Origin of the sequence: Corynebacterium sp. KPL1818 (genome assembly GCF_000478135.1) — a bacterium.
GTDB lineage: Bacteria > Actinomycetota > Actinomycetes > Mycobacteriales > Mycobacteriaceae > Corynebacterium > Corynebacterium accolens.
The window spans coordinates 191,316-216,469 of sequence record NZ_KI515759.1 but is presented as its reverse complement, the minus strand read 5'-3'; the positions used below and the strand labels follow the sequence as shown (position 1 = coordinate 216,469).

The following is a 25,154-nucleotide window of genomic DNA, read 5'->3' as shown; positions in this document are numbered from 1 at the left end:
TCCACAAGCGCTATTCGCTGCTGCCGTAATCCCCCACCGGGCGCTGCACCAAGGCGCCATCCGCGTTGGGCTCGCCCGCCGCGATGCTGGCAGTAACCAGCGCGGCTAGGGCCACGGCCGAAGCCGCAGCTGAGGCCATCGCCGAGTCCCTACCTGCCCGCATGGAATACTTCATTTCCTTAACGTAGCGCGAATGAAGGTTAGGGGAAAGGAAAAAGAGAATAAGGGGTAGATGAGGGGTGCGGTGGATAACCCGACAACGACACCGCACTTCGCTGTAAGCTGGAGTGGAACTTTGCTCGCATGATTTTAAGGGGACTTAGTCAATAATGATCCAATTCGTCTTTGGCGCCGCCGCAGGGTACGTATTTGGCACCAAGGCGGGCCGCAAGCGCTACCACCAGATGAAAAGCGCCTACCAAAAGACCGTCAACTCCCCCGCCACCAAGTCCGCGGTACGCTCCGCGCGCAAAATGGTAGCCAACCGCCTGGATCCAGAGCCACGCATGCGCGAAATCCACGACCTTTCTGAAAAGCGCCGTGGAAAAGGAAAAATTCGGGGCGACCAAACTCCGCAAGCAGATCGCATCTATGAGCCGGATGAGGATTAAAGCCCTTCCGCGCTAACTCCCCTCCCCGCGCAGCACCTGAACTAGCCTCCGAGTGCCTGCCCGGGGATTTTATATGCCCGGGGTGCCGCGAAAGGCGCGGTCATTGAGCTCGCGGCGGGCCTGTTCCAAGGCAATCAGGTCCGCGAACAGGGAGTTATAGCCGGCCTCATCATCGGTAGGCCGCATCCGGCCCAATTGGGCTTTCAGCTGCGCAATCTGATCGCCCACGACGGTTTCCTGCAGCCGCGAGAGCACGGAATCCGCATATTTTTCTGCGCCCACGTCCGTGGGCAGAATGGCCTCGACTGCCAGCTCGGAAACGAAATTCCTTCCCGTCAGGTCCTGCATTTCCCCGGCAACGGCGGCAATCCAGTCCACCCCGGACATGGTGGCACCTTTTTCTGCACCGCCCACGGCGGAAATCGCTTGGCGCACGATGCGATAGGCGTCGTTGGTATAGGCATCGGCAGTAATGCCATCAAAGTACGAGCCAACGACCTCCGGCATCTGCAAGGCCAATTTCAGCGCCTCCCGCTGCGGCCACAGATGGGTCTCCTTCGGGCTCGGCGGATGGATCATCGGCACGTCTTGCTGCGCCGGCTGTGGCTGGGCATTTTCAAAGCGGCGAATCGTCGGGGTGTCTGCCTTCTTCGGCTTCTTTGCCTCCGCGCGCACTTGGCGCAGCACTTCTTCCGGATCGTTCCAGCCCACCCAGCCGGCGAGCCGGCGGGCGTATTCGCGCTGCAGGGGCTGGTCACGGATTTGCGCGACGATGGGCACCGCCCGCCGCAAGGCCTGCAAGCGTCCCTCGGCAGTATCGATCCGGAAATCAGCAATGACTGACTGGATAACGAACTCAAACATGGGGATGCGGTCCGCCACCAGGTCGCGCACCGCGGCATCGCCTTTTTCAAGGCGTAGATCGCACGGGTCCATTCCGTCTGGCGCCACGGAGACGAAGGATTGGCCGGTAAATTTCTGCTCGCCGTCAAAGGCACGCATCGCGGCCTTCTGTCCCGCCTCATCACCATCGAAGGTGTAGATGAGCTCGCCGTGGAAATAGGAATCATCCAACATGAGCCGGCGCAGCACCTGCAGGTGCTCCCCGCCAAAGGCCGTACCGCACGAAGCCACGGCAGTCTTAATGCCTGCCGCATACATGGCCATCACATCCGTATAGCCTTCCACCACCACGGCTTGGTGGCCTTCTGCGATATTGCGCTTGGCCAAATCCAGCCCGAAGAGCACCTTAGACTTGTGATAAAGCATGGTCTCGGGCGTATTCATGTATTTGCCCAGCTTGTCATCATCAAAGAGCTTGCGCGCACCAAAGCCAATGACGTTGCCGGAAAGATCCTTAATCGGCCACAGCAAACGGCGGTGAAAACGGTCAATGGGTCCGCGCTTGCCCATCTTGGAAATGCCGGCTGCCTCTAGCTCTTCAAAGGAAAAGCCCATGCGCAACAGGTGCTTGGTGGCGGTGTCCCAACCTTCCGGAGCGTACCCGCACTCGAAATCATAAATAACCTCGCGGCTAAACCCGCGGTCCAGCAAAAAATTGCGCGCCGTTGCCGCCTCCGGGGTTTCCAGCTGCTTCCGGTAGAACTCGTGCACCGCTTTATTCGCAGCGATGAGCCGCTGCCTAGTACCCGGCTTCTCATTGCGGGCACCGGTCGAGCCGCCCTGATAGTTGATGTGGTAGCCGATCTTCTGCGCCACGGCTTCCACGGCCTCTGGAAAAGAGACCTGTTCCATTTCCATTAGGAAGCTGAATACATCGCCACCCTTACCTGTGGAAAAGCAGTGATAATAACCGCGCTGCGGGCGGACGTGGAAGGACGGCGTCTTTTCATCCTTGAAAGGGCTCAAGCCCTTCAAAGAATCGTGCCCAGCAGGTTTGAGCTGCACATATTCGCCCACGATTTCTTCTAAAGGCGCGCGTTCACGGATAGCTTGGATATCACTGTCCGGAATTCTGCCCTTTGCCATGGCTACAGATTACCCCGCCCATATATCGGATGCTTAACTGCCAAAGCCAGGATGGTCGCATTGGACCGCGCCGGTTAGCAAGTACACAGAATCACCGTGTTTTACCCACATGTGGGGCGGCCTCTCCCCGGGTATTCCCACCCCGGGACGGGGCAATTTTGGATATCGGTCTTGACGCGGTGGACGTTTATGTTTTCGAGATAGTTCCTGTAACAATAGGGAGCATGTCCAAGTCCAAAGCGTCTAAGAAATCGCTTCCAGTGGCCCTTGGTGGACTCGCCATCGTTGCAGGCGCTAGCTACTTCGGCTTCGACCTCGGCGGTGATGAGGATGCAACGTCGACGGATGAGACCTGCGCTATTTCTTCCCTTCCTAGCGAAGCCGAAGAAACCGCGGACGATATTCTCGCCGGCGGTCCCTATGACTACCCTGACAATGACAATTCCCATTTTGGCAATTATGAAGGCATCCTCCCCCAGCAGGCGCAGGACTACTACCGCGAGTACACGGTAGAAACCCCTGGCAGCAATCATCGCGGTTCGAGGCGCATCGTCACAGGCGGCGGCACCGAAACCGACCCCGATGTGTGGTATTACACCGACGACCATTACCAAACATTCTGTTCTATCCCGGACGCAGAGGATTAATAGTGCACCGCATTTTAATTACGGAACCCATCCGTACCCGTACGGATTTCTTCAATGCCTTAGGCCGCACCCACGGTTGCGTGGATTGTGGCCCGCGCAGCCTAGAGGATCTAGCTAAATTCCTGCGCGAGAATGAAGTATCCACCATCGTGGCTGCCAACATGGAAATGGAATTGGATGACTTCGCGGCCATCGCGGCCATCGCCCAATACGAAGGCGTTAGGCTCGCTCGCTAATAGCTAGTCCGCGGATGCTGTGGCTCAGCGAATACTGGCGCCCCGCAGATGCGGACATTCCGCAGTTGCTATAGGTCCACTGCAATAACTGAGCATTGCGCGCCCTCAGATATCACTTTTCCGCCTCAAAAATAGCAGCGGAGGCTGCACTTTTAGAGAAATACCGCGGCCAAGCCCCTCAAAAAGGGCAACCAAGCCTGCATAGCTACTAGTCCAAGAACCCCGAAAGGTCAGCGCTCCGGCGGGCAAGCCGCTCGAGGCGGGATTCGGTCATAGAGGCGATTTGATCGATGATGGCGCGGTCGCGAGCGGCATCGGTATCGGCCTGCTCCCACCACAGGCGGAAGGTGGCGTCGAGCGAACCGGGCGCACCGGCAACGAGGTAGTCGTAGACGCGGTAGATACGCTCGCGCTGGCGGTCCTGGCGCGCTAGGTGCGCTGGTTCATCCATTACGTAAAGCACAGCGATCGTCTTTAAGAGCTTGACCTCTGCCTGCGCCAAGGGCGGAACGCTCAGGTCACCGTGCATGCGGCCGAGCCGATTGGCAGTGATGAGCTCAGCATTCGCCTCCGAGGTTGCGCCAATAGTGGCACCCACATAGCGCCCCACCAGCTCAGAGGTCATCTTTTTCAGCTTGGCATAATCGCGCAGGGTGTAGTCGAAATTGCCAAGGGCGTTGATGACATCGAGGTTGCGCAGGCTATCGGCGGCTTCCAAGAGTTCATCGGCAGTTCCGCCAAAGGCCTCGGCGCCCTTTTCTGCAAGATGGGCTAGTTCCACCAAATCCCACAACACGTTCAAGGAAATGCGCTGGGAGATGATGCCGTCTTCCACGTCGTGCACGGAATAGGCAATATCATCGGACCAGTCCATGACCTGGGCTTCGATGCACTTTCGCTTATCGCTATGGCCTTCGCGCAGCCACGCTAGAAGGTCAGCGTCCTCATCATAAGCGCCGTATTTGCGGTTGATGGTGCCATCCGGATTGGTCTTGGTCCAAGGGTATTTGCAGGCCCCATCGAGCGCGGCGCGGGTGAGGTTGAGACCGAAGCTGCGAGCGGTGCCATCGGGATCCTCGACGAGGACCTTGGGCTCGAGGCGGGTCAGGATGCGCAGCGTTTGCGCATTTCCCTCGAAACCGCCTTGCGCAACCTCATTAAGCGCATTTTCGCCGTTGTGGCCATAGGGCGGGTGGCCAATATCGTGGGTAAGCCCAGCCATGTCACAGAGATCCGGATCGAGGCCGAGGCCGGCGCCGATGCCGCGGGCAATCTGGCCAACTTCGAGCGAGTGGGTAAGCCGGGTGCGCGGGGTATCGCCATCACGTGGGCCTACGACCTGGGTTTTATCCGCCAATCGCCGCAGCGCAGCCGAGTGCAAGACGCGGGCACGGTCGCGGGAGAAAACCCCGCGGTGTTCTTCGATATCGCTAATCGTGGATCCCTTGGGCCGTTCTTCGGCCAGCCGGGCAAAATCAGCTGCAGCATAAGAGTAAGACACGGCGTTTTAGTCTATTCCCCCTGCGTGCGGTCTGCGTCTTTATTTTGCATCATTTCGTGCCGCAGCTTCTGATTCGGCCGCAGCATCAGCTCAATGCGGTACAGGCGCCTTTTCCAGGCACGCGCGCACCGGGAAGAGACGATGCTGGCGAGCCCAATATAAAACAGTCCGCCGCATTCGTGTGCGAGATAGCGCCACCAAGGCTTGGAAAAGCGCCGGGCGGGATAATAGGGCGTGCCCGAAACCGAGGCATTGAGCCCTTCCTGCTTGGCGATGACCCACGTGCGCAACCTGTGCAAGGGATCGGTGACGATGATGGCATCGGCAATGCCGTGGGCATCGATAACCGCAGCTAAGGACTCACGCGTATCGAGGCCTTCCTCCACGGCGGATACCTGCAGCCCAGGGAAGTGCTCGCGCAGGTAATCGCGCGCGACCCCGGCCTCGGTAAACCGGTCTCCGGGCAGCTGGCCGCCCACGGTTATGACGGGCAGGCCGTGGGAGGTGGCAAGCTCCCCGGCATGGCGCAGGCGCCCGGCCAGGATGCGGGAGGGGCGGCCATCGTATTGCGCGGTGCCTAAAACAACGACGTATTTCACAATGCTTCCCACCCTACTGCCTGCAGAGGAGGTTCTCCGGATTGAGCGTTCGGGCAGGTATGGTTGTGGGCATGAATCTTAGTGCACGAATCGGCCGCGCTACCATCGCGGCATTTTTGCTCGGCTGCACCTCCATTGGCGCAGGCCAGGCCCTAGCTGCGGAGACCACTACCATCGCCCAAGCCCCGGATACGGCGGCGGTGACAGACAGGGTAAATGATGAGGCAGGGGTCTTAAGCACCGAGGAAATTAGGGAGATCAATGAGAAGATCACCCAGCTACAAAAAGACCAGTCGCTCATCATCTTCGTTGTCTTCGCAAACGATCTTGGCACTGATCCAGAAAGCTATGCGCGCAACATCGTCAACGAGAAGGGCCCGAATTCCGCGGCCTATGTCGTTGGTGTGAACGAGCGCCAGGTGGGCGTGCAGACCGGCGATCAATGGCCGGAAGGCCGCCTGGATCAGATGCACGATGCCGCCTATAGCAAGCTCTCCGCCGAGGAATACGGCGCTTCTGCGATCGCGCTTGCCGATGCCGCCCTTGGCTCCTCCAGCTCCTCCGATTCTTCCGGCATGGCCTGGCTGGGCGGTGGCGCCGCCGCCATCGTCGCTGCCGGCGGTGGCATTTGGTACTACTCGCGCCGCAGCACAAAGAAGAGTCAGGCGAAGACCTTAGAGTCCGCCCGCGGGATTGCGCCAGAAGATACCGATCAATTAAACCGGCTGCCGCTAGATACCCTGGATAAGTTGGCCCAGGAGGAACTGGTCTCCACGGATGAATCCATCCGCCGCGGCAAGGAAGAGCTCAATATCGCCCTATCTGAATTCGGGCCGGAGCGCACCCGCCCGTTTACCAAGGCGATGAATCACTCCACCTCTACCCTGCAAAAGGCGTTCAAGATTCGCCAGCGCCTCGATGATGCGGTACCGGAGTCCCAGGCCGAGCGCCGGCAGATGCTGGTAGAAATCGTCTCTACCTGCGGCCAGGCCGATGACGCACTGGATAGCCAGGCAGAAGAGTTTGCCCGGATGCGCGACCTGCTGCTGCAAAGCGACTCCAAGTTGGACGAGCTCACCCAGCGCATCGTCGGGCTGCGGACCCGCCTGCCGGGCGCCGAAGGTACCCTCACAAAGCTCCAAGAGGACTACTCCGCAGAGGTCTTATCCTCCATTGCGGATAACCCAGAATTGGCCAGCGCTTCCCTCGATGAGGCGGAAAAGCTCCTGGACCAAGCCCGCGAGGTGCAGGGCCAACCCGCCGGCAAACAGGGCTCGCTCGTGGGGCTTATCCGCGATATCGAGCACGCCACGGAGGTTACCGATAGGCTCCTGACCGGTGTGGAGCACGCCGAGGAGAATATTTCCTCCGCGCGCCGCAATCTGGGTGCGCTTATCACCGAGGTCGAGGGCGAAATCGAGGAAGCCCGCGAACTGGAGCGCCAAGGCAAATCTCAGGGAACCCAGGCGGATTGGGAGGCCCTCGAGGAGCTGCTTGAGCGCGCTTCTGCCGCGGTCACTGACGCCAAGCAACAGGGCGATACGGATCCCTTGGGCCAGCACACCGCCCTTATGAGCATCGATACCGAGCTTGATGAGCGCCTCGACCGCGTGCGGGAAAAGACCTCCACCCATGCGCGCCAGCTCGAGCTTTTCCACCAGCAAATGTCGGTGGCAGAATCCAATATTCAGGCCGCCGAGGATCTCATTTCCTCGCGCGGGCGCATCGTTGGTTCCGGCGCCCGCACCGCGCTTGCCGATGCCAAGCGTCTCCACGCCCAAGCCCTGCATACCCAGCGCAGCGATATCCGCGGCGCGCTGCAATCCTCCCGCGAAGCCGTTGCCGCAGCACAGACCGCCCTGCAGCGGGCCAAGGATGATTCCGATGAGTACCGCCGCCAGCAACAACGCCAGCAGACGAGTTCCACGGCCGGCAATATCATCACCGGTATGGTCCTAGGCCAAATCTTGGGCGGCGGTGGCCGCGGCTTCGGCGGTGGTTTCAGCGGAGGCGGCGGCAGCTTCGGTGGCGGCGGCGGAGGATTCTCCGGCGGCGGTGGCGGAGGCGGTTTCCGCGGCGGCTCCTTCTAAGCCCGGCTCAGAAGGCCTGCTTTGTTGGCGCTTAGCCGCGTACGATGCGCGGTGTGGCATCAACAAGCAGGCAGCTATAGCTCAGCACTACCGCGTCTAAGTCCGGAAGGCCATTGTTATCAGCGGCCGCTACTTCTAGGCCATTGCCCCGCGGGGTAAGGCGCGCAACTTCGGTGCCCTCCGCGCTACCATCTTCGGCAAGGGCCACGATGCGGCGCTGCTTGCCAAAAATGGCGGAGCGCTCCAAAAGGTAGTGGGCATCTCCGCAGGTCGCGCGCAGGCGTGTGACGGTCAATCCCTCCTGCGAGACTTCACAATGCTTCGCGGCGCCGGAGTCCGCGCTGCGGCTGGCACGCGGCCGGGCCCGCAGGAAAAAGCGCGGGGAGACGGTTGCACCGTCTAGCGAGGTCTCCACGTCAAAAAGCACATCCGGCTGTGCGGGATCCCCAGAGAGCGCGCTGGCAATGGTCAGTACCCCGTCTCGCACCCAGGCGATGTCGGTTCCACGCGCATCGCGCAGCGTAGTACCGTTCCACTGCCACGGCATCGTTCCTGCCATTAGAAGATGAACACCGCCAGCAGGGCGACGATGGAGGCCAATACCAGCGTGATGATCCATACCCACGCGGAGTTTTTGGTGTTCTTTTCCAAAATCGCGCGGGTAAACCAGCTGAGACCGGCGATTTCTGCGGTGCTCAAGCCTTCCGCATCGTCCTCGAATTCCAAGATGGCCTTGCGCACACCGGAGTTCTTAGCGGAAAACTGCGCCACCTTATTGTCATCGACGTCATCGATGATCCAATCGCCGCTATTTTCATTGACGTAATGAAAGGTGCGGCCATTGAGCGATGCCTCCAGGCGCTTGTCGCGGCCGAGGCGGCCGGCAAGGCGGTAGACGGAGCCATCGTCAAGCGTGGCCGAAGCACCCAGATCGCTGACCTCGACGCGCCAAAAGTTGCCGTCTACCTCGGCGGAATGCTCCGCAAAGACGCCTAGGCGCTCCGGCCCTTCCTCAACGAGGAGGACGGGCTTTTCGCGGTCGGAGCGATCCCAGCTGGTGTAGTGCATCTGCTTAGCATCCGATCAGGCGCGCGGCGAGGTAGGACTCAAGATCCTCAATCTTTACGCGCTCTTGCTCCATGGTGTCGCGCTCACGCACGGTCACGGCGTTATCCTCGAGCGAATCGAAGTCGAAGGTGACGCAGAATGGCGTACCGACCTCGTCCTGGCGGCGGTAGCGGCGGCCGATGGCACCGGAGACGTCAAAGTCCACGTTCCAGTAAGCGCGCAGCTTATCCGCGAGTTCGCGGGCCGGGGTGGAGAGCTCCTCTTTCTTGGACAATGGGAGGACGGCGACCTTGATGGGGGCCAAGCGGCGGTCCAAGCGCAGAACCACGCGCTTGTCGGTGCCGCCCTTAGCGTTCGGGGCCTCTTCCTCGTCGTAGGCATCTACAAGGAAGGCCATCATGGAACGGCCAAGGCCGGCGGCCGGCTCGATGACGTACGGGATCCAGCGCTCATCATTGGCCTGGTCATAGTAGGACAGGTCCTCGCCAGAGCCCTTATCGTGGACGGACAGGTCATAATCGGTGCGGTTGGCCACACCTTCCAGCTCGCCCCACTTGGAGCCCTTGAAGCCGAAGGCGTACTCCACGTCTACGGTGCGCTTGGAGTAGTGCGAGAGCTTTTCCTTGGGGTGCTCGTACAGGCGCAGGTTTTCTTCCTTGATGCCCAGGTCGGTGTACCACTTGTAGCGGTCATCGATCCAGTACTGGTGCCACTCTTCGTCCTCGCCCGGTTTGACGAAGAACTCCATCTCCATCTGCTCGAACTCGCGGGTGCGGAAGATGAAGTTACCCGGGGTGATCTCGTTGCGGAAGGACTTACCAATATTGGCAATGCCGAAGGGCGGCTTCATACGCGAGGAGGTCATCACGTTCTTGAAGTTGATGAAGATGCCCTGTGCGGTCTCCGGGCGCAGGTAGTGCAGACCTTGCTCGTCATCGACTGGCCCCAGGAAGGTCTTCAGCAGGCCAGAAAAGGCCTTCGGCTCGGTCCAGTCACCTGGCTGGCCGGTTTCCGGATCGTTGATTTCTGCCAGGCCGTTTTCTGGCTCGTGGCCGTGCTTTTCTTCGTAGGCTTCGATCAGGTGGTCGGCGCGGTAGCGCTTACCGGTGTGGCGCGATTCCACAAGTGGATCAGTAAAGACCTCCACGTGGCCGGAGGAGACCCACACCTGGCGCGGCTGGATGACGGAGGTATCCACGCCCACGACGTCGGGGCGGGATTGGACCATGTGGCGCCACCACTGACGCTTGATGTTTTCCTTCAACTCCACACCAAGAGGACCATAGTCCCATGCGGAGCGGGAACCGCCGTAAATCTCACCCGCCTGGTAGACCAAGCCGCGGCGTTTACACAGATTAACAACGGTATCGATAAGGGATGCCATGGTTGTAAAGGACTCCTCTGGTAGGGGACAGTCGTGACAATCTCATTCAGTTTAACCCTTATCCCCCATCAGTAGTGGGATCAGGGGGTGGATTTAATTCGGTTAATGTACAGGTAATGACCAACTTGAGGTAATATAGTAGTGGTCGACAGATAATAGATACCGTATTGAAGGTGCCCACTCCCTATGACGACCGTTCAATTAGCATTTAATAACTCTGCGGCCGCAAGCGTTATCGCGGCCCTCGATTCCCCGCTGCGCATTTCCATTATTACCCGGCTGGCGGAACGCGACCATTACGTGCACGAGCTAGTAAAAGCCACCGGCAAGTCCCAGCCGCTGATTAGCCAGCACCTGCGGGTGCTTAAGCAGGCAGGGATTGCCAGCTCCGAGCGCAATGGGCGCGAGGTGACCTACTCTCTGGTAGCACCGGAGGTTTTAACCCTTTTGGAAGACGCCGCGAAAATCGCCTCTTAATCACGAGTCTGCATATAAAGACGATTTATTATAGCGCTTGTTGAAAAAGAGTTGATAATATGGATGGCATGTCCATTCATGAGAGTATCCCCAAGCTCGGCTCGCGCAATACTAAACAGCGCACCGCGGTGGTCGAGGTCCTGCGGGACATCGACAAGTTCGCCTCCGCCAAGGAGATTTATCACCAGCTCCAAGAGCGGCAAGAAAAGGTCGGTCTCACCACCGTCTACCGCACCCTACAGTCTCTTTCCGATATTGATGCCGTAGATGCGCTACACATGCCCAATGGCGAGACCCTGTACCGCCATTGCGAAACCGACGCGCACCACCACCACCTGGTATGCACCAAATGCGGCCGCACCGAAGAAATCGATGGCGGCCCCATTGAAAAGTGGGCTTCGGCCGTAGCCGCCGAATACAACTTCGAACTTACCGGCCACGACGCGGAGATCTTCGGCGTGTGCTCGCAGTGCGCCGCCGCGCAGTAATCACGCGCGCTGTTTTAATCCCCCTATTTCCCTACTTCACAGCACCGAAGCGGCGATCGCGGCGGGCATATTCCTCAATGGCAGCGAAGAGATCCTCCGGGGTGAAATCAGGAAATAACTTGTCCTGATAAATCATCTCGGCGTAGGCAGATTGCCACAGCAGAAAGTTCGAGGTGCGCTTCTCGCCGGAAGGCCGCAAGAATAGGTCCACGTCCGGCATGCCGGGATCATAGAGATTCTCTGCGATGGTGCTTTCTCTAATATCGCGCGGACGGATTTCACCAGCGGCGACCTTTTCCGCGATCTGGCGCACGCCATCGACCATTTCTGCCCGGCCACCGTAATTGACGCACATAGCCAGCGTCATTTTTGTATTATTTTTGGTCAATTCCTCGGCGGCCTCGAGCTCCTTAATCACTGAGCGCCACAGGCGCGGGCGACGCCCCACCCACACCACGCGCACACCGCGTTCGTGGAGCCACTCGCGCTGCCGGCGCAGCACATCACGGTTAAAGCCCATCAAAAAGCGCACCTCTTCTGGGCTGCGCCGCCAATTTTCAGTAGAAAACGCATAGGCCGAAAGGTACGGGACACCGGCGGCGAGGCAGGCATCGACGACATCGAGAAGCACCGCCTCTCCCCTGCGGTGGCCTTCCGTGCGTTTCATGCCCTTTTCCTGAGCCCAGCGGCCATTGCCATCCATCACCAACGCAATATGGCGCGGCAGCAGCTCATCCGGGATATTCGGCGGGGTCAGGCGACGAGAAGGATCTGGGGTAATCACGGACTACAGTTTACTGTTCCATCACCTGTAATGCGGACACATTTCGCTCCATGTGCCACTGCAGGTGCGCCCGCGCTAGCCGATGCCCCTCCTGCCGCTGCGCATTCGTCGGGTCCGTCGGGTAGCCATGTGCCAAAAGCCACAAGTGGTGCAGGGTTTCCGGATCCACCTCTGCAGCACCTGGTGGCCGGCATTCGTGGCAGGCGGCGCCGCCGACGGCCGGGTGAAAGGCGTGGTGCGGGCCGGGGCGCTGGCACTGGGCGCAATCAAAAAGGCTCGGTGCCCACCCGGCATGCGCCATGGCCTGCAATAAGAACGCATCGAGCGTTTGCGTCGGCTCCTCGGTTTGCAGATGCTCTAGCGTCGCCACCACCGCGTTGTAGAGATACGGGTCGCCGTCGCCATCCGCGTAGATGAGCCGCTCGGCCGACTCCAAGACCGCGCACGCGGCCGTATAGCGTTCGTAGTCTTCGATGAGGCGCGCGCCAAAATAATTCACCGTATCCGCCTGGGAAATCGTGGCCAAATTCTTTCCCACATACAGTTGGACGTCAAGGTTGACGAAGAGCTGCAGCCGCGATCCAAAGCGCGATTTTGCCCGGCGCACGCCCTTGGCCACCGCACGCACCAACCCATGGTTTTGGGTGAGAAGTACGATTACGCGGTCGGCTTCCCCAAAATCATAGGAGCGAATGACCACGGCGCGGTCGCGGTAATTTTCGCGCATGGCCTTTTAGAACCCGAGCCTGCCCAACGACTTGGCATCCGATTGCCAGTTCTTCAGCACCTTGATGCGCAGGTCCAGGTACACGTTCTGGCCCAGTAGCTCCATGATTTCCTTGCGGGCATTGCCCACAATCCGGCGGAAACGCAGGCCATCTTTACCCTCGATGATGCGCTTTTGCCCTTGACGCTCCAAGTACATGATGGCGTGAATATCCAGCACTCCCTCACGCGTGCGCGAGGGCAGCATTTCATCGATTTGCACCGCAACTGAGTGCGGCAGCTCCGCCTTCAAGCCAGATAGCGCGGCCTCACGGATGAGTTCTTCAATGCGCTTTTCTTGCCCTTCATCAGTGATGTGATCATCCGGATAGAACTTCGGGCCCTCCGGCAAGTGATCCACGATGACCTGCACCAAGTCATCCAGCTGCACGCCCTTTTTACTAGAAACCGGAATCACCACTGCCTCTGGATCTTCTTGCGCCAAGAGCTCGTGCAAGGCCAAAAGCTGCGCGCCCACTTGGTCCTTGGAGGCTTTATCCAGCTTAGTCACGATGCCGATGATGGGGGTCTTCGGTGCAATCGAGCGCACATTGTCCAAGATCCACCGGTCACCCGGGCCGATCTTTTCATCCGCTGGAATGGTCAAGCCGATGACATCCACATCCGCATACGTTTCTTTGACCACTTCATTCAGCCGCTCGCCCAACAAGGTGCGGGGGCGGTGCAGACCCGGCGTATCCACCACGACCACCTGTGCATCCTCGCGGTGAACCAAACCGCGGATGGTGTGGCGAGTCGTTTCAGGCTGGTCCGCGGTAATGGCAATCTTTTGACCTACCAGCGCATTAGTCAGCGTGGATTTACCCGTATTCGGGCGGCCCACAAAGGAAACGAATCCAGAGCGGAATCCTTCTGGGGTATCCGTGTATTGCGAATAATCTAGCGGAGCGGCCTTCTCCCCGGCGACTTCCGGAGCAGCATCATCGGGGCCATCTGGCAGGCCCTCGAATGCCGCATCAAACTGTGCATCAATATCAGAACTCATTACCTGCAATGATAGCCCACCGCACCAAAATCTCCGATTGTTTCACGCCACAACAAATCTGCAGGCTAAGCTAAGACAGTTCTCTCCTCCAAGGTATATCTCTCACCGCTTTCTGAAAGGCACTCCGCCATGCCAACCAAGTCTCCCCTACTGCTCCTGGGCGCTCTTCTCACCTTTTCCATTAGTGCCTGTTCATCCCCTGATGCTGACCCTTCGCCTTCCGAAGAGGAATCCACCAGTACTTCTACTAGTTCATCATCCAGCTCACCCAGTGCCTCCTCTTCGAGCAGCGTTGCACAAGCCACCACGCAAGAGCCCACCTCCGAAACCCCAGCAGAACCAGAAACTCAAGTAACAACTGAAGAGTTAGGCACACAACCGCAGGCAGCCACCCCTGAGCCAGAGCTGCTGTACTGCGAAATGGGCCTTGGCGCAGTCGGGAGATTTTCTGATGGCTCTTCGCACCAAACCGAACTGTGCAATACCCCTGCACTCCAGCGTTCCGTGCGCGCGGAAGCGGTATGCGGTGGTATTAATGGGCACTTGCTTTATCCAGACGAGTGGTCCGAACTCTGCAATGGCGGCGCTCCATATTCGGGACCACCGCAGGGTGGAGCCTCACCAGAATTCTATGACGAAGGTTCTTTTGCAGAGACACCCTCGCAGGCACAAGGAGAAGGACTCTAGAGCGGTGCCTCGAAGCTGTATCCCGCCTACCTTTTCGCAGATGTTATAGGTCCACTGCAACAACTGAGCAAATTCGCGCCTGAGATATTGCAAATCGCGTTCAGATATACCCGAAGACGTTGACCTTTTGCGCTTTCGATCGGTTCAACAACAGCCCGAAGGCCCCGCTCCCTCAAAATGTACGAGGGGCGGGGCCTTCAATAGCTAAGAGATTTAGCCAGGCGCCTATTTCTTGAATTCATCCGGAAGCGGGCCTAGCTGCGGTCCGTCCGGGTAGTACTTCCAGCCGTCCTTGATGCGGACATCATCGGACCACGGTAGTTTGTACTCGCCCTTGGCCAGATCTTCTACCCAGGTGAGGTAGTTTTCGGTCTTTCCGCCTGGGTAGCCAACGTAGCCGCGATTGCCCAGGTTGAAGATGTTGTTTTCGAGGCCCCAGTTGATGCGCGCCTTATCAGCCAGCGCTGGGAATACCTCTGCAGTGACGATTTCGCCCGGGTTGCGGTGACCCTCAGAAATCATGTGGCCGTCGTAGTTGCAAACATTGCCTTCACCGAAGTAGTAGAAGACTTGGTCATAGCCCGCCAAGTTCACCGATGCCGTGTACATGAGGTTCTGGAAGGCGTTGGTCTTGTTGGTCATCACCCACTGGTCTTGGGTCTGGGTGGAATAGCCCGAGATACGGATATAAACATTGGCTCCCTTATACGCTGCTTCGCGGGCGAGCTCGGGGAACATGCCATCGTGGCAGATATTGACTGCAAGCTTGGAGCCCTTGGGGCCATCGCATACCGGCATGCCCAAGTCACCTGGGTACCACGGCTCGATGGGGGTCCATGGCTGCAGCTTGCGGTAGTGCAGCGCAATCTCGCCGTCGGAGTTGATGATAATCGCCGTGTTGAACGGGGGCTTTCCTTCCTCATGGTTGGGTTCCATGATGGAGAATACGCCCCAGAGGTCGTTATCCTTACAAGCCTGCTTGTACTGGTCCACCTTGGGATCATCGAGCCCGATGAGGAATTCATCGTAGGACCAGATCTTGGTATTCAACCCCGAAGAGGAGTATTCCGGAAAGACGATGAGATCCAGGTCTGGGTAGCCAGCCTTGGTCGAGGCAACCATGCGGCAGATTTCATCGACGTTTGCCTGAACGTCTTCTGGGGTATTGACTACGGGAACTGGGTATTGGATAAGGGCCATCAACAGGCCGTCGGGGGATGCGCTGATGCTTCCGGTGCTGGACAAGACGGGACTCCAATCACGTCGTCGATTAAGTTACACCTATCACTTTATATGGCGAACATCACGTATCCACTAGAAAAACGACGCTCTTGTCTCAGATTGCAGACGCATCCCCTCTGGGAGACAGCTTTAGAGCTCCTCGGCCTGGAATTGCATGCTCGGGTGGGCGAAAGCGTCTTGGGCCTGAATGAGCTGTAGCTCGGTGGATTCGGCTTCATACGTGGTGCGCAGAAGCTTGTAGACGGAAGATGCGGTGCGGCGCAGCGCTTCTTTAACGTCATGGGTTTCAACGTAGTGGCCGGTAAACAGCGCGGCGGTCACGTCGCCGGAGCCGTTGCGCTTAAACGGCAACAGCGGGGTCGAGAGCAAGAAAGCGCGCTCACCGTCGACGGCGAGCATCTCAATCTGATCCGCAGGGGTTTCCGGGCGCTTTACGGAGGTAACCAGTACCGTCTTCGGCCCCATTTCCTGCGCCTTCTTCACCGCCGCCAAGGTCTGGTCCAAGGTGCTGACCTCGGTATCGGTCAGATAGCCCAGCTCAAATTGGTTAGGAGTGATGATATCGGCAACCGGCACCACGCGGTCGCGCAGCAGCGGCGGAATGTCATCGGAAACGAAGCAGCCCGACTTCGCATTACCCATCACGGGGTCGCAGGCGTAGAGAGCCTCGGGGTTGACGGCCTTTATGCGGCGGACGGTGTCCACGATGGCATCGGCAATGTCGGCACCACCCTGGTATCCGGAAAGGATGGCGTCGATGCCTTCAAAAGCACCGCGCTTTTCGATGCCATCGATGATCGACGTGACATCACTGGCCGGAATCATCGGCCCGCCCCAGTCACCGTATCCGGTGTGGTTGGAAAAATTCACCGTGTGCACGGGCCACACCTCGTGGCCGGCGCGCTGGAGGGGAAAGACGGCCGCGGAATTTCCCACATGGCCGTAGGTGACATGAGACTGGATGGAAAGGATAGTCATAACTATCCATTGTGCTACTGACTGTGCACAGAGACAAAGAAATGGGCGAAATTATTCTTGGGGTTCCTCGTCGCGTGGTTCCCCGATGGCAGGAATTCCGCCACCAGGCACCTGCTCATCAAGGCGTGCGCGCTCGGCAGCATCCGGAAAGGCCTTCGGGCCCGAGGGCTTTGGCTGGTAGCTCTTCCCGCGTGCGGCGAGGTCATCGTACCAATCCGCCAGCAGCTCATTCTGCCGGGCAAACATTTCCTTTTCTTCCGCTGCGGTGGCGTGATCGTAGCCCAGCAAGTGCAGGCAGCCGTGCACCGTCAATAGCGCGAGCTCGTGCCCGAGCGAATGCCCGGCGGCATCGGCCTGGCGCAGGGCAAACTCGGGGCACAATACGATATCGCCAAGCATGGCAGGGCCCGGATCGGCGGCATCGGGGCGCCCACCACCAGAAGTGGCGCCGGGGGTAAGTTCATCCATGGGAAAACTCATCACATCGGTAGGGCCCTCTAGATCCATCCAGCGGATGTGCAGATCCTCGATGGATTTCAGGTCCACGCAGGTAATGGTGCATTCCGCAGCGGGATTGATGTCCATGGCGCCGAAGGTATAAGAGGCGACATCGATAAGCATCTCCTCGTTGACGCCATCAAAACCCGACTCATTGAGAAATTCGATACTCACTTATTCCCCCTCGTTTTCCGCGGCGTTTTTATTATCAAAGGAATCATAAGCATCCACGATGCGGCCCACCAGCTGGTGGCGCACCACGTCTTTGGCGCTGAGATCCGCAAAGTGGATATCGTCCACGTTATTGAGAATCCGCCGCACAATACGCAGGCCGGATACCTGCCCGCGTGGCAGATCCACCTGGGAAATATCGCCGGTGACCACAATGGTGGAGCCAAAGCCCAGGCGGGTCAAAAACATCTTCATCTGCGCCGGCGTGGTGTTTTGCGCCTCATCGAGGATGACGAAAGCATCATTGAGCGTGCGCCCGCGCATATACGCCAGCGGGGCGACCTCGATGATGCCGGCATCCATGAGCTTGGGGATCATCTCTGGATCGAGCATGTCCCGCAGCGCGTCATAGAGCGGGCGCAGGTACGGGTCGATCTTGTCATTGAGCGTGCCCGGCAAAAAGCCCAGGTTTTCGCCCGCCTCGACCGCCGGACGGGTAAGGATGATGCGGGAGACCTGCTTATTTTGCAGGGCCTGCACGGCCTTCGCCACCGCCAGATAGGTCTTGCCGGAACCAGCCGGGCCAATGCCAAAGACCACCGTATTATTATCGATGGCCTGCACATATTCGGATTGCCCCACGGTTTTGGGGCGGATGGACTTGCCGCGGCGCTTGACGATGTCCGCCGCCATCGCCGCTGCCACCGACTGCGGCGCCTCTACGGCGACCATGTCCATGGTGTGCTTGACCGTATCGGTAGATACGGCATGGCCGCGCCTAGCGATGGCCTCGAGCTCATCGAGGATCTTCGCCGCGCGGGCTACCTCGTAATCGGGGCCGGTAACGGTGACAATATTGCCGCGGGCAAAAAGGTCCGCATCGAGGCGGTCATTGAGCACGCGGAGGTTATCGTCCGCGCTGCCCAATACGCTGCTGACATACGCGGAATCGATCTCACATTTCTTGGTGATGATAGGCACGTCTAATAGGCTACCAGCGCTCAGTCCGCATGCCGATAGCCGCCAAGGCCACCATCGCCGCGCTGGCGGTGCGCAAAACCTCCGGGCCCAATTTGATGGGAACGGCCCCGGCCTCGCGCAGCGTTGCCAGCTCTTCTTCCCCGATTCCGCCTTCGGGGCCAACCAAGAGGAAAACCTCGCCGCGCAAATCCACATCGCGGATGGATTCGGTGGCCTCTTCATGCAAGACCAGCACGCTCGCGGACTCTGCGCGCTCTGTTAGCTCCACAACCAATTGGCGGGTAGTCAGCGGGCCACGGATCTGCGGGATGCGCTCTCGCCGGGATTGCTTTGCGGCCGCTTCGGCCGCGGCCTGCCATTTGGCGACGGCCTTCGGTGCCTTCTTCCCGTCCCACTTGGCCACGCAGCGATCCGCCTGCCAGGCGATGATCTCATCCGCCCCGGCCTGTGTAGCCAGGTCAACGGCTAGCTCGGCGCGCTCGGATTTGGGGATCGCCTGCACCACGGTTACCCGCGGATTCGGTTCCGGAAGCTGGGTAACGGACTCGACGGTGCCGGTCAAGTGGTCCTTGCCCGAGGTCTCGGTGACGGTGAGGGTAAGGCGGATTCCGGTGCCATCGATAAGCGCCAGCTTCTCCCCCTGCTGCATCCGCTTGACCGTCACGGCGTGGCGCGCCTCAGGCCCAGACAGCGTGATGGCGTCTCCGGCCTGGGCGGCGGAGAGATCCGGGTGGATGAAGACGGGCAGCGACATTAGCGGCGGAACTTATCGCGCAGGCGGGTAAAGAAGGAGTCTTCCTGCCCGTCGCTGGCGGTGCGCACGCGGGCGCCCTCATCGCGGGTATTGCGGATCTTTTCCAGCGCCTCGCGGCTCTTGCGGTCCAGATCCTTGGGAACAACCACGTCCACGTGGGCAAACAGGCTGCCGTAACCATCGGTGCGCAAGCGTGGCATGCCCGCGCCTTCGACCTTGATGGACTCGCCCGGCTGGGTGCCCGGCTCGATATCGATGGTGAGCTCTTCGCCGTTGAGCTGGTCGATGGTGAAATTGGTGCCCAGGGCAGCATCGATCATCGGCACGTGCACGGTAACGTTCAGGTCATCCGCATTGCGCTGGAAGACCTCGTGTTCCTGGGTGTGCACCTCCACGTAGAGGTCACCTGCAGGGCCACCGCCGTGGCCGACCTCACCCTGGGAGGCCATGCGGATGCGCATGCCATCGTTGATGCCGGCGGGGATGGACACCGTAAGATCGCGGCGCTTTTTCACGCGTCCGTCGCCGGCGCACTGGTTGCAGGGATCCTCAATGATCTCGCCAAAGCCCTGGCACTTCGGGCACGGGCGGGTGGTCATCACATTGCCCAAGAAGCTGCGCTGCATCTCCTGGATCTCACCCATGCCGTTGCAGTTATCGCAGGTGACGGGCTTAGACTTGGAGTTCGAGCCGGTGCCGCCGCAGGAGTCACACAGCACCGCGGTATCAACGGTAACCTTCTTCTTCAGGCCGGTATAAGCCTCTTCCAGGGTAATCCGGGTACGCAGGAGGGCATCGTTGCCGGGCTGCACGCGCGACTTAGGTCCGCGGGATCCGCCGCCGGCGCCACCGCCGAAGAACTCGGCGAAGATATCGCCCAAGCCACCGCCGCCGAAGCCGCTAAATCCGCCGGCACCGGCACCAGCGCCACCGCCGCCTTGCTCCATGGGATCGCCGCCCATATCGACGATCTGGCGCTTTTGCGGATCCAGCAAAACTTCTTGGGCAACCGAGGCCTCGCGAAATTTCTCCGCCGCTGCCTCATCATCCGGGTTCACATCCGGGTGATACTTGCGGGCCAGTTTGCGGTACGCCTTCTTAATTTCCTGGTCCGTTGCGTCCTTATCAACACCGAGGATGCCGTAATAGTCACGAGCCACTGTTAGAGATATTCCTTACTCGATCGTCTTGTTGGTATTACCTTGCAAAAATTTATGTAGCGACCGGCTAGTCTACTCGCACTACTCGCCGGCCAAAATTTCACTCACGTATTGTGCAACAGCAGAGACCTTAGAGATTGTTCCCGAATAGTCCATAAAGGTCGGCCCCACCACGCCAAGGCCGCCAAGCGTAGCCGCCTGTCCCCCAGTTCCAAAACCATACCCGGCGGCAACGACGGAGGCATCGCGCAGTTGATCCTCTTCGTTTTCGTCCCCAATCACCACGGATACATTGCCCAGGTCCGGCACGCGTGCCAGCAGTTTCAACACGACGACCTGTTCTTCCAAGGCCTCGATAATTTTAGGCAGGCCTTCCGGGAATTCGCGCGCGACGCGGGTGAGGTTAGAGGTGCCCGCCATAATCAGGCGATCAGATGGCTGTTCCACCAAGGTTTCAATGAGCGTGGTCGCCACCTTGAGCACGTGGTGGCGAATATCCAGCGGGGCGTCATCGACGAGGTGGGCGAGCTCCACGGAGGCATCAGTAAGCGTCTTGCCCACCAGTGCATTATTGACGATGTCCCGCAGGCGATACGTCTGGTCTTGGTCAATGACCTCATCCAGTTCCACGTTGCGCTGATCCACGCGGCCATTATCCGTAATCAACACCAGCAGCACCCGCACCGGAGATAGCGTGACCACCTCACAGTGCTTAACGCGCGAGACCTTCAAATTGGGCAACTGCACCACGGCCGCCTGCTCAGTGACCTGAGCCAAAAGCTGCACGGAGCGGCGCAGCACATCTTCGAGGTCTACCCCGCCTTCCAGGAAGTTCAGCATCGCCTTGCGCTCAGGGGTAGAAAGCGGCTTAACCTCGTGGAGAGAATCAACGAACTGCCGGTAGCCCTGCTGCGTGGGAACGCGCCCAGAACTAGCATGCTGCTGCGAAATCAGCCCCTGCGATTCCAGCACGGCCATGTCATTGCGGATGGTCGCGGAAGAAACGCCCAGCCGGTAGCGCTCTACCAGCGTTTTGGAACCGACAGGCTCCTGGGAGGCAATGTAATCCGCAACGATGGCCCGCAGGACCTCCTTGCGGCGGGCATCAGTTGAGGTGGACACTTCGAGTGCTCCTATTCTCTACGGGTTAGTTTCCGTCGATGTGCCGGCGTCTCTCTATAAATACAGCGTAAATCCAGTGCCGATCTTAAAAGTCTAACAAGAATAAGCCCGAATAAGGGGTTTTGGTGGTTCAGAGGGGAATATAAGAACTTTCTGACGGCGGCTAGGACTCTTCGGCGATGAGGAGGTCGGAGACGATGCCATCGGCAAGCAGGCGCCCAGGCTTGGTCACTCGCACGCGCTGGCCGGCGCGCTCGAGCAGGCCGCGGTCGATGAAGCCCTCCAATGCCGGGGCAGCGTGGGCATCGAGCCAGGATTCTGGGATGCCCTCGCGCAGGCGCAGGCCGAGCATCACCTTCTCCATGTGACGATCGGCACCCGTTAGGGTTTCACTGTCTTTGATGGGCAGCTCGCCGTTTCCTAGCGTTTGGATATAGCGATTGGGGTGCTTGACGTTATAAAAGCGCTCGTCACCTAGGTGGGAGTGCGCACCAGGTCCTGCGCCCCACCAGTTGCCGTCCACCCAGTAGATGCGGTTGTGCTCGCATTCGCCGCCGGGCAGCGACCAATTGGAGACCTCGTACCACTCAAAGCCGGCGTCTTCGAGGGTGGAAGAAATCATTTCGTAGCGCCGGGCCAGCACGTCTTCATCCGGGGCGGGCAGCAATCCCTTATTCACCTTGCGGGCCATGCGCGTGCCGTCTTCCACGATGAGCGAGTACGCGCTGACGTGGTCGACGCCGGTCTTTAGCACGCGGTCCAAGGTCTCGCGGACGTTATCGTCGGTTTCGGTGGGCGTGCCATAGATCATGTCGAGGTTGACGTGCTGGAAGCCTGCCTCCCGGGCCTCGCGCGCGGCGGCGAAGGCGCGTCCGGGGGTGTGGGCCCGCTCGAGCACCTGGAGCACGCTGTGCGAGGCGGACTGCATGCCGAGGCTGATGCGGTTAAAGCCGGCATCGGCAAGCGCGGCAAAGTACTCCGGCGAGGTGGACTCCGGGTTGGACTCGGTGGTGACCTCGGCACCTGGGCTAAGCCCAAAGGTAGAGCGCACCGTATCCAGGATGCGGCTCAGGCCCTGCCCGCCCAGGAGCGAGGGCGTGCCGCCACCGATGAAGACCGTATCCGCGGTGCGCCCCACGCGGCCAGCCGCCATCTCCAGCTCCTTGTCCAAGGCATCGAGGTAAGGGCCGGTGAGATCGCGCGGGCTGCCCAACTCGCCGGGGGTATAGGTATTGAAATCGCAATAGCCGCAACGGGTGGCGCAAAAGGGAACGTGGATATACAGCCCGAATGGTTCAGTCATGAATCAAACCCTAATAGGAGGGGAACAAAATGGCCGAAATGGGTGTTAAACATGTAGTATATTGCCAACTTCCCGCGTATAGAAAGGTACCTTCAGTGGAGCCTCCCAGTCGATGTCCCCGCCACCTTATAGGCGGTGGGGAGTAACTCATGTTATCGGCTATTGTGATGATCCTGGCAGGCTTTGTCGTCATCGGCATCATCATCGTCGCGAACGCTTATTTCGTGGCGCAAGAGTTTTCATTCATGTCTGTGGACCGCACCCAATTGCGGTCCATGGCCGCTGAAGGTGATAAATCCGCCCAGCGCGCGCTCGATATCACCAAGCAGACCTCTTTCATGCTTTCCGGTGCGCAGCTCGGCATTACCATTACCGGCCTGCTCATTGGTTATGTGGCAGAGCCCCTGGTGGGTCAGGGCTTGGGCGTGCTGCTTGGCGGCGTGGGCATTCCCACCGGCGTATCCGTGGCTATCGGCACCATCGCCGCGCTGTTTATTTCCACCATCGCCACGATGCTTTTCGCGGAGCTTTTCCCCAAGAACTACACCATCGCCGCGCCCATGAAAACGGCGTTGCGCCTGGCCGCGTCCACGCAATGGTACCTGCGCATTTTCGGCTGGCTCATCCGCTTTTTTGAGTACTCCTCCAACGCAATTTTGAAGCTATTTCGCATCGAGCCGGTAGAAGACGTCGATTCTTCCGCAACTGCCGATGACCTCGAATCCATCGTCGATTCCTCGCACGAAACAGGCGTCTTGGATGAGGACACGTACATGGTCTTGGACCGTTTGCTCGACTTTCCCGAGCACGATGTCGAGCACGCCATGATTCCTCGCTCCCGCGTGGACGTCATTGACCCCGGCACCACCCTGGGCGAGGTGCGCGAATTGATGTCTGAGAACCACACGCGCTACCCCGTCATCGATGATGAGCACAATCCCATCGGCGTGGTGCATCTTTTCGATGTCCTGGGCTCCGATCTCCCCGCCGCCACCAGCGCCACCGCCATCATGCGCGAGCCCCTGGTGGTTCCGGAGCTCATGCCGCTTCCCGATGTCGTCGATGAGCTGCGCGGCGAAGAACAAAAGCTGGCTTGCGTCATCGACGAGTACGGCGGATTCGTCGGCATCGTCACCATGGAAGACCTGGCCGAGGAGATCTTGGGCGATGTCACCGATGAGCACGATTTCGAGGAAACCGAAGAAATCACCGAGCAGGACGAATCCCACTGGCTGGTCGATGGCGATACGCCGCTGGATGAAATCGAGCGCGCCATTGGCCACGATCTTCCAGAGGGCGATTTTGAAACCATCGCCGGCCTGCTCATCGCGCACGCCGGTGCCCTGCCGGAGGTAGGCGAGGTCCACACCATCGCCTTGGAGGCAGAGCCGGATGACTGGGTGGATCAGGATGAAGCACCCACCCGCTCCATCCGCATGCGCGTGGATGACGTGGACCGCCACGTGCCATCCTCCCTGGCCATCGAACTTATTGAGGACTACGTTCATGATAGCGACGACGAAGAGGAGGAGGCATAATGACCGATACGTGGTGGTTCAACCTCATCGTCACGCTACTCATCATCGCCGCATCCGGCTTCTTCGTGGTCATCGAGTTTTCCCTCATGGGTTCGCGCCGCAACCGGCTGGAAGAAAACGCGGAATCCTCGCGCACCGCCCGCGCCGGCCTGCGCTCGCTTAATGAGCTGACCATTATGTTGGCGGGTGCGCAATTGGGCATTACCGCCGCCACCTTCGTGCTCGGTGCCGTGACAAAACCGTGGGTCCATCACCTCCTGATGACCCCGCTAGAGGCCGTTGGCCTGCCGCTGGGCATTGCCGATGTCGCCAGCTTCATCCTCGCCCTATTTATCGTCACCTTCCTGCACCTGGTACTGGGTGAAATGGCGCCCAAGTCCTGGGCCATCGCGCACCCAGAATCCGCCCTGCAGGTCATTGCCATCCCCGCCCGCGGGTTCGTGTGGGTCTTCCGTCCGCTGCTGAAGTGGATTAACACGATGGCCAATAAATTGGTGGCCATGACGGGTGAGGAACCGGTCGACCGCGCCGGCGCCGCCGGCTACGACGCCGAGACGCTGCGCACCCTGGTCGAGCACTCCCGCGAGACCGGCGCGCTCGACGATAATTCCGCCAACCAAATTTCCGATGTCATCGAGCTCGAGAACTCCACGGTGGGCGCCATGGCGCGCGCCCACGGCTCCGAGGTAGTGCCGCTTCCTTCCGATGCCACGGTGGAACAACTCCAAGAGCTCGTCCTGCGCAAAAACATCATGCGCGTGCTCGTCTTCCCCAAGGATTCCCGCGTCCCCCGCGTGGTGCACGTACGCGATACCCTCATGGCGGATCCCGATACCCCAGTCCTCGAATTCTCCCGCGCCCCGATCTCCGTCTCTTCTGCCACCACCGTGCAAAAGACGCTGGACCACATGCGCTCGCGCAATGAGCAGCTCGTCGTCGTGGGCAAGGCGGATAAGGACAAGGCCGTGTGGATCCTTACCTGGGATGACATCATGGGCCAGCTGTGGCCGCAGATTACCGAGCAGCTGGACAAGGTCACCCCTCCCCCAGCGGTTTAACTGCCTCGCCGAACCAA

26 protein-coding genes are annotated in these 25,154 nt (G+C 59.5%); 8 read left to right on the top strand and 18 right to left on the bottom strand.

The features are described 5' to 3' along the window. Window positions 1-10: 10 nt before the first annotated feature. Window positions 11-175: a hypothetical protein gene (locus tag HMPREF1261_RS12885; protein WP_005278122.1), complete on the bottom strand. Its 165-nt coding sequence runs from the start codon at window positions 173-175 to the stop codon at window positions 11-13. 154 nt (window positions 176-329) lie between these two features. On the opposite strand from HMPREF1261_RS12885, the gene HMPREF1261_RS06815 reads away from it, so the two are divergent. After that, on the top strand, window positions 330-611 hold the full coding sequence (locus tag HMPREF1261_RS06815) for a hypothetical protein (RefSeq protein ID WP_023017147.1): 282 nt from the start codon (window positions 330-332) through the stop codon (window positions 609-611). Between the two features lie 69 nt (window positions 612-680). Here HMPREF1261_RS06815 and dnaG read toward each other — a convergent pair whose 3' ends face one another. Further along, window positions 681-2,600: a DNA primase gene (gene dnaG / locus HMPREF1261_RS06810; protein ID WP_023030414.1), complete on the bottom strand. Its 1,920-nt coding sequence runs from the start codon at window positions 2,598-2,600 to the stop codon at window positions 681-683. A 224-nt stretch (window positions 2,601-2,824) separates the two neighbouring features. Here dnaG and HMPREF1261_RS06805 point away from each other — a divergent pair, with 224 nt between their 5' ends. Further along, on the top strand, window positions 2,825-3,247 hold the full coding sequence (locus HMPREF1261_RS06805; RefSeq protein WP_023030413.1) for a ribonuclease domain-containing protein: 423 nt from the start codon (window positions 2,825-2,827) through the stop codon (window positions 3,245-3,247). A 2-nt stretch (window positions 3,248-3,249) separates the two neighbouring features. After that, window positions 3,250-3,483 carry a hypothetical protein gene (locus HMPREF1261_RS06800; RefSeq protein ID WP_023030412.1) on the top strand — a complete coding sequence of 78 codons (234 nt, stop codon included), beginning with the start codon at window positions 3,250-3,252 and terminating at the stop codon, window positions 3,481-3,483. Between the two features lie 208 nt (window positions 3,484-3,691). Here the strand turns inward: HMPREF1261_RS06800 and HMPREF1261_RS06795 are convergent, their stop codons facing one another. Both HMPREF1261_RS06795 and HMPREF1261_RS06790 read right to left on the bottom strand, forming a co-directional pair. Continuing rightward, entirely contained in the window at window positions 3,692-4,984 is a 1,293-nt protein-coding gene (locus HMPREF1261_RS06795; RefSeq protein WP_023030411.1) for a deoxyguanosinetriphosphate triphosphohydrolase, read from the bottom strand. A gap of 11 nt (window positions 4,985-4,995) precedes the next feature. Next, a complete protein-coding gene (locus HMPREF1261_RS06790; protein WP_023030410.1) occupies window positions 4,996-5,583 on the bottom strand; it encodes a YdcF family protein in 588 nt (195 codons plus the stop codon). 71 nt (window positions 5,584-5,654) lie between these two features. Here HMPREF1261_RS06790 and HMPREF1261_RS06785 point away from each other — a divergent pair, with 71 nt between their 5' ends. Beyond that, window positions 5,655-7,673, top strand: a complete 2,019-nt coding sequence (locus HMPREF1261_RS06785; RefSeq protein ID WP_034658245.1) for a TPM domain-containing protein — start codon at window positions 5,655-5,657, stop codon at window positions 7,671-7,673. 31 nt (window positions 7,674-7,704) lie between these two features. Here the strand turns inward: HMPREF1261_RS06785 and HMPREF1261_RS06780 are convergent, their stop codons facing one another. Genes HMPREF1261_RS06780 through HMPREF1261_RS06770 form a run of 3 tightly spaced genes read right to left on the bottom strand, consistent with a single transcriptional unit; the run spans window position 7,705 to window position 10,125 of the window. Continuing rightward, the gene (locus HMPREF1261_RS06780) at window positions 7,705-8,232 is read right to left on the bottom strand and encodes a hypothetical protein (RefSeq protein WP_023030408.1); all 528 of its coding nucleotides are present in this window, start codon (window positions 8,230-8,232) and stop codon (window positions 7,705-7,707) included. After that, window positions 8,232-8,741, bottom strand: a complete 510-nt coding sequence (locus tag HMPREF1261_RS06775; RefSeq protein ID WP_023030407.1) for a hypothetical protein — start codon at window positions 8,739-8,741, stop codon at window positions 8,232-8,234. The genes HMPREF1261_RS06780 and HMPREF1261_RS06775 overlap by 1 nt, the downstream gene beginning before the upstream one ends. Before the next feature lie 4 nt (window positions 8,742-8,745). Continuing rightward, the gene (locus HMPREF1261_RS06770; protein WP_023030406.1) at window positions 8,746-10,125 is read right to left on the bottom strand and encodes a glycine--tRNA ligase; all 1,380 of its coding nucleotides are present in this window, start codon (window positions 10,123-10,125) and stop codon (window positions 8,746-8,748) included. 186 nt (window positions 10,126-10,311) lie between these two features. Here HMPREF1261_RS06770 and HMPREF1261_RS06765 point away from each other — a divergent pair, with 186 nt between their 5' ends. Further along, window positions 10,312-10,602 (top strand): helix-turn-helix transcriptional regulator, encoded by a 291-nt coding sequence (locus HMPREF1261_RS06765; RefSeq protein ID WP_023030405.1) that lies wholly within the window; start codon window positions 10,312-10,314, stop codon window positions 10,600-10,602. 68 nt (window positions 10,603-10,670) lie between these two features. Beyond that, complete coding sequence (locus tag HMPREF1261_RS06760; RefSeq protein ID WP_034658244.1) at window positions 10,671-11,090, top strand: Fur family transcriptional regulator; 420 nt, start codon at window positions 10,671-10,673, stop codon at window positions 11,088-11,090. Window positions 11,091-11,121: 31 nt separating this feature from the next. Here HMPREF1261_RS06760 and HMPREF1261_RS06755 read toward each other — a convergent pair whose 3' ends face one another. The 11 genes from HMPREF1261_RS06755 to hemW form a co-directional block, all read right to left on the bottom strand. Then, entirely contained in the window at window positions 11,122-11,874 is a 753-nt protein-coding gene (locus HMPREF1261_RS06755; RefSeq protein ID WP_005284186.1) for an isoprenyl transferase, read from the bottom strand. Between the two features lie 10 nt (window positions 11,875-11,884). Continuing rightward, window positions 11,885-12,601, bottom strand: coding sequence for a DNA repair protein RecO (gene recO / locus HMPREF1261_RS06750; protein ID WP_005278101.1), 717 nt, complete (start codon window positions 12,599-12,601; stop codon window positions 11,885-11,887). A 6-nt stretch (window positions 12,602-12,607) separates the two neighbouring features. After that, window positions 12,608-13,645: a GTPase Era gene (era, locus tag HMPREF1261_RS06745; RefSeq protein ID WP_023030404.1), complete on the bottom strand. Its 1,038-nt coding sequence runs from the start codon at window positions 13,643-13,645 to the stop codon at window positions 12,608-12,610. A 912-nt stretch (window positions 13,646-14,557) separates the two neighbouring features. Beyond that, the gene (locus HMPREF1261_RS06740; protein WP_023030402.1) at window positions 14,558-15,577 is read right to left on the bottom strand and encodes a formamidase; all 1,020 of its coding nucleotides are present in this window, start codon (window positions 15,575-15,577) and stop codon (window positions 14,558-14,560) included. Between the two features lie 126 nt (window positions 15,578-15,703). Next, window positions 15,704-16,552, bottom strand: coding sequence for a pyridoxal kinase PdxY (gene pdxY, locus HMPREF1261_RS06735; protein WP_023030401.1), 849 nt, complete (start codon window positions 16,550-16,552; stop codon window positions 15,704-15,706). Between the two features lie 51 nt (window positions 16,553-16,603). Continuing rightward, window positions 16,604-17,224 (bottom strand): rRNA maturation RNase YbeY, encoded by a 621-nt coding sequence (gene ybeY / locus HMPREF1261_RS06730; protein ID WP_005278097.1) that lies wholly within the window; start codon window positions 17,222-17,224, stop codon window positions 16,604-16,606. Then, window positions 17,225-18,202: a PhoH family protein gene (locus HMPREF1261_RS06725; protein ID WP_023030400.1), complete on the bottom strand. Its 978-nt coding sequence runs from the start codon at window positions 18,200-18,202 to the stop codon at window positions 17,225-17,227. It lies immediately after the preceding gene. Between the two features lie 10 nt (window positions 18,203-18,212). Next, the gene (locus tag HMPREF1261_RS06720; protein WP_023030399.1) at window positions 18,213-18,956 is read right to left on the bottom strand and encodes a 16S rRNA (uracil(1498)-N(3))-methyltransferase; all 744 of its coding nucleotides are present in this window, start codon (window positions 18,954-18,956) and stop codon (window positions 18,213-18,215) included. After that, window positions 18,956-20,116 (bottom strand): molecular chaperone DnaJ, encoded by a 1,161-nt coding sequence (gene dnaJ / locus HMPREF1261_RS06715; protein ID WP_023023431.1) that lies wholly within the window; start codon window positions 20,114-20,116, stop codon window positions 18,956-18,958. Before dnaJ ends, HMPREF1261_RS06720 begins: the two co-directional genes overlap by 1 nt. An 81-nt stretch (window positions 20,117-20,197) precedes the next feature. After that, a complete protein-coding gene (hrcA, locus tag HMPREF1261_RS06710) occupies window positions 20,198-21,238 on the bottom strand; it encodes a heat-inducible transcriptional repressor HrcA (RefSeq protein WP_023023433.1) in 1,041 nt (346 codons plus the stop codon). A gap of 163 nt (window positions 21,239-21,401) precedes the next feature. After that, a complete protein-coding gene (hemW, locus tag HMPREF1261_RS06705; protein ID WP_023030398.1) occupies window positions 21,402-22,541 on the bottom strand; it encodes a radical SAM family heme chaperone HemW in 1,140 nt (379 codons plus the stop codon). Between the two features lie 149 nt (window positions 22,542-22,690). Here hemW and HMPREF1261_RS06700 point away from each other — a divergent pair, with 149 nt between their 5' ends. Both HMPREF1261_RS06700 and HMPREF1261_RS06695 read left to right on the top strand, forming a co-directional pair. Beyond that, window positions 22,691-24,079 (top strand): hemolysin family protein, encoded by a 1,389-nt coding sequence (locus HMPREF1261_RS06700; RefSeq protein ID WP_023030397.1) that lies wholly within the window; start codon window positions 22,691-22,693, stop codon window positions 24,077-24,079. Then, complete coding sequence (locus HMPREF1261_RS06695; protein ID WP_023030396.1) at window positions 24,079-25,137, top strand: CNNM domain-containing protein; 1,059 nt, start codon at window positions 24,079-24,081, stop codon at window positions 25,135-25,137. Before HMPREF1261_RS06700 ends, HMPREF1261_RS06695 begins: the two co-directional genes overlap by 1 nt. Window positions 25,138-25,154: the final 17 nt, after the last annotated feature.

Excerpts from the sequence above, each read along its gene's own strand:
- era (WP_023030404.1), bottom strand. The coding sequence starts at position 13,645 with ATGAGTTCTGATATTGATGCACAGTTTGATGCGGCATTCGAGGGCCTG.
- HMPREF1261_RS06775 (WP_023030407.1), bottom strand. The coding sequence starts at position 8,741 with ATGCACTACACCAGCTGGGATCGCTCCGACCGCGAAAAGCCCGTCCTC.
- HMPREF1261_RS06720 (WP_023030399.1), bottom strand. The coding sequence starts at position 18,956 with ATGTCGCTGCCCGTCTTCATCCACCCGGATCTCTCCGCCGCCCAGGCC.
- HMPREF1261_RS12885 (WP_005278122.1), bottom strand. The coding sequence starts at position 175 with ATGAAGTATTCCATGCGGGCAGGTAGGGACTCGGCGATGGCCTCAGCT.
- HMPREF1261_RS06780 (WP_023030408.1), bottom strand. The coding sequence starts at position 8,232 with ATGGCAGGAACGATGCCGTGGCAGTGGAACGGTACTACGCTGCGCGAT.
- HMPREF1261_RS06695 (WP_023030396.1), top strand. The coding sequence starts at position 24,079 with ATGACCGATACGTGGTGGTTCAACCTCATCGTCACGCTACTCATCATC.
- recO (WP_005278101.1), bottom strand. The coding sequence starts at position 12,601 with ATGCGCGAAAATTACCGCGACCGCGCCGTGGTCATTCGCTCCTATGAT.
- HMPREF1261_RS06700 (WP_023030397.1), top strand. The coding sequence starts at position 22,691 with ATGTTATCGGCTATTGTGATGATCCTGGCAGGCTTTGTCGTCATCGGC.
- HMPREF1261_RS06785 (WP_034658245.1), top strand. The coding sequence starts at position 5,655 with ATGAATCTTAGTGCACGAATCGGCCGCGCTACCATCGCGGCATTTTTG.
- HMPREF1261_RS06805 (WP_023030413.1), top strand. The coding sequence starts at position 2,825 with ATGTCCAAGTCCAAAGCGTCTAAGAAATCGCTTCCAGTGGCCCTTGGT.
- HMPREF1261_RS06760 (WP_034658244.1), top strand. The coding sequence starts at position 10,671 with ATGTCCATTCATGAGAGTATCCCCAAGCTCGGCTCGCGCAATACTAAA.
- HMPREF1261_RS06770 (WP_023030406.1), bottom strand. The coding sequence starts at position 10,125 with ATGGCATCCCTTATCGATACCGTTGTTAATCTGTGTAAACGCCGCGGC.
- dnaG (WP_023030414.1), bottom strand. The coding sequence starts at position 2,600 with ATGGCAAAGGGCAGAATTCCGGACAGTGATATCCAAGCTATCCGTGAA.
- HMPREF1261_RS06815 (WP_023017147.1), top strand. The coding sequence starts at position 330 with ATGATCCAATTCGTCTTTGGCGCCGCCGCAGGGTACGTATTTGGCACC.
- hemW (WP_023030398.1), bottom strand. The coding sequence starts at position 22,541 with ATGACTGAACCATTCGGGCTGTATATCCACGTTCCCTTTTGCGCCACC.
- HMPREF1261_RS06765 (WP_023030405.1), top strand. The coding sequence starts at position 10,312 with ATGACGACCGTTCAATTAGCATTTAATAACTCTGCGGCCGCAAGCGTT.
- pdxY (WP_023030401.1), bottom strand. The coding sequence starts at position 16,552 with ATGACTATCCTTTCCATCCAGTCTCATGTCACCTACGGCCATGTGGGA.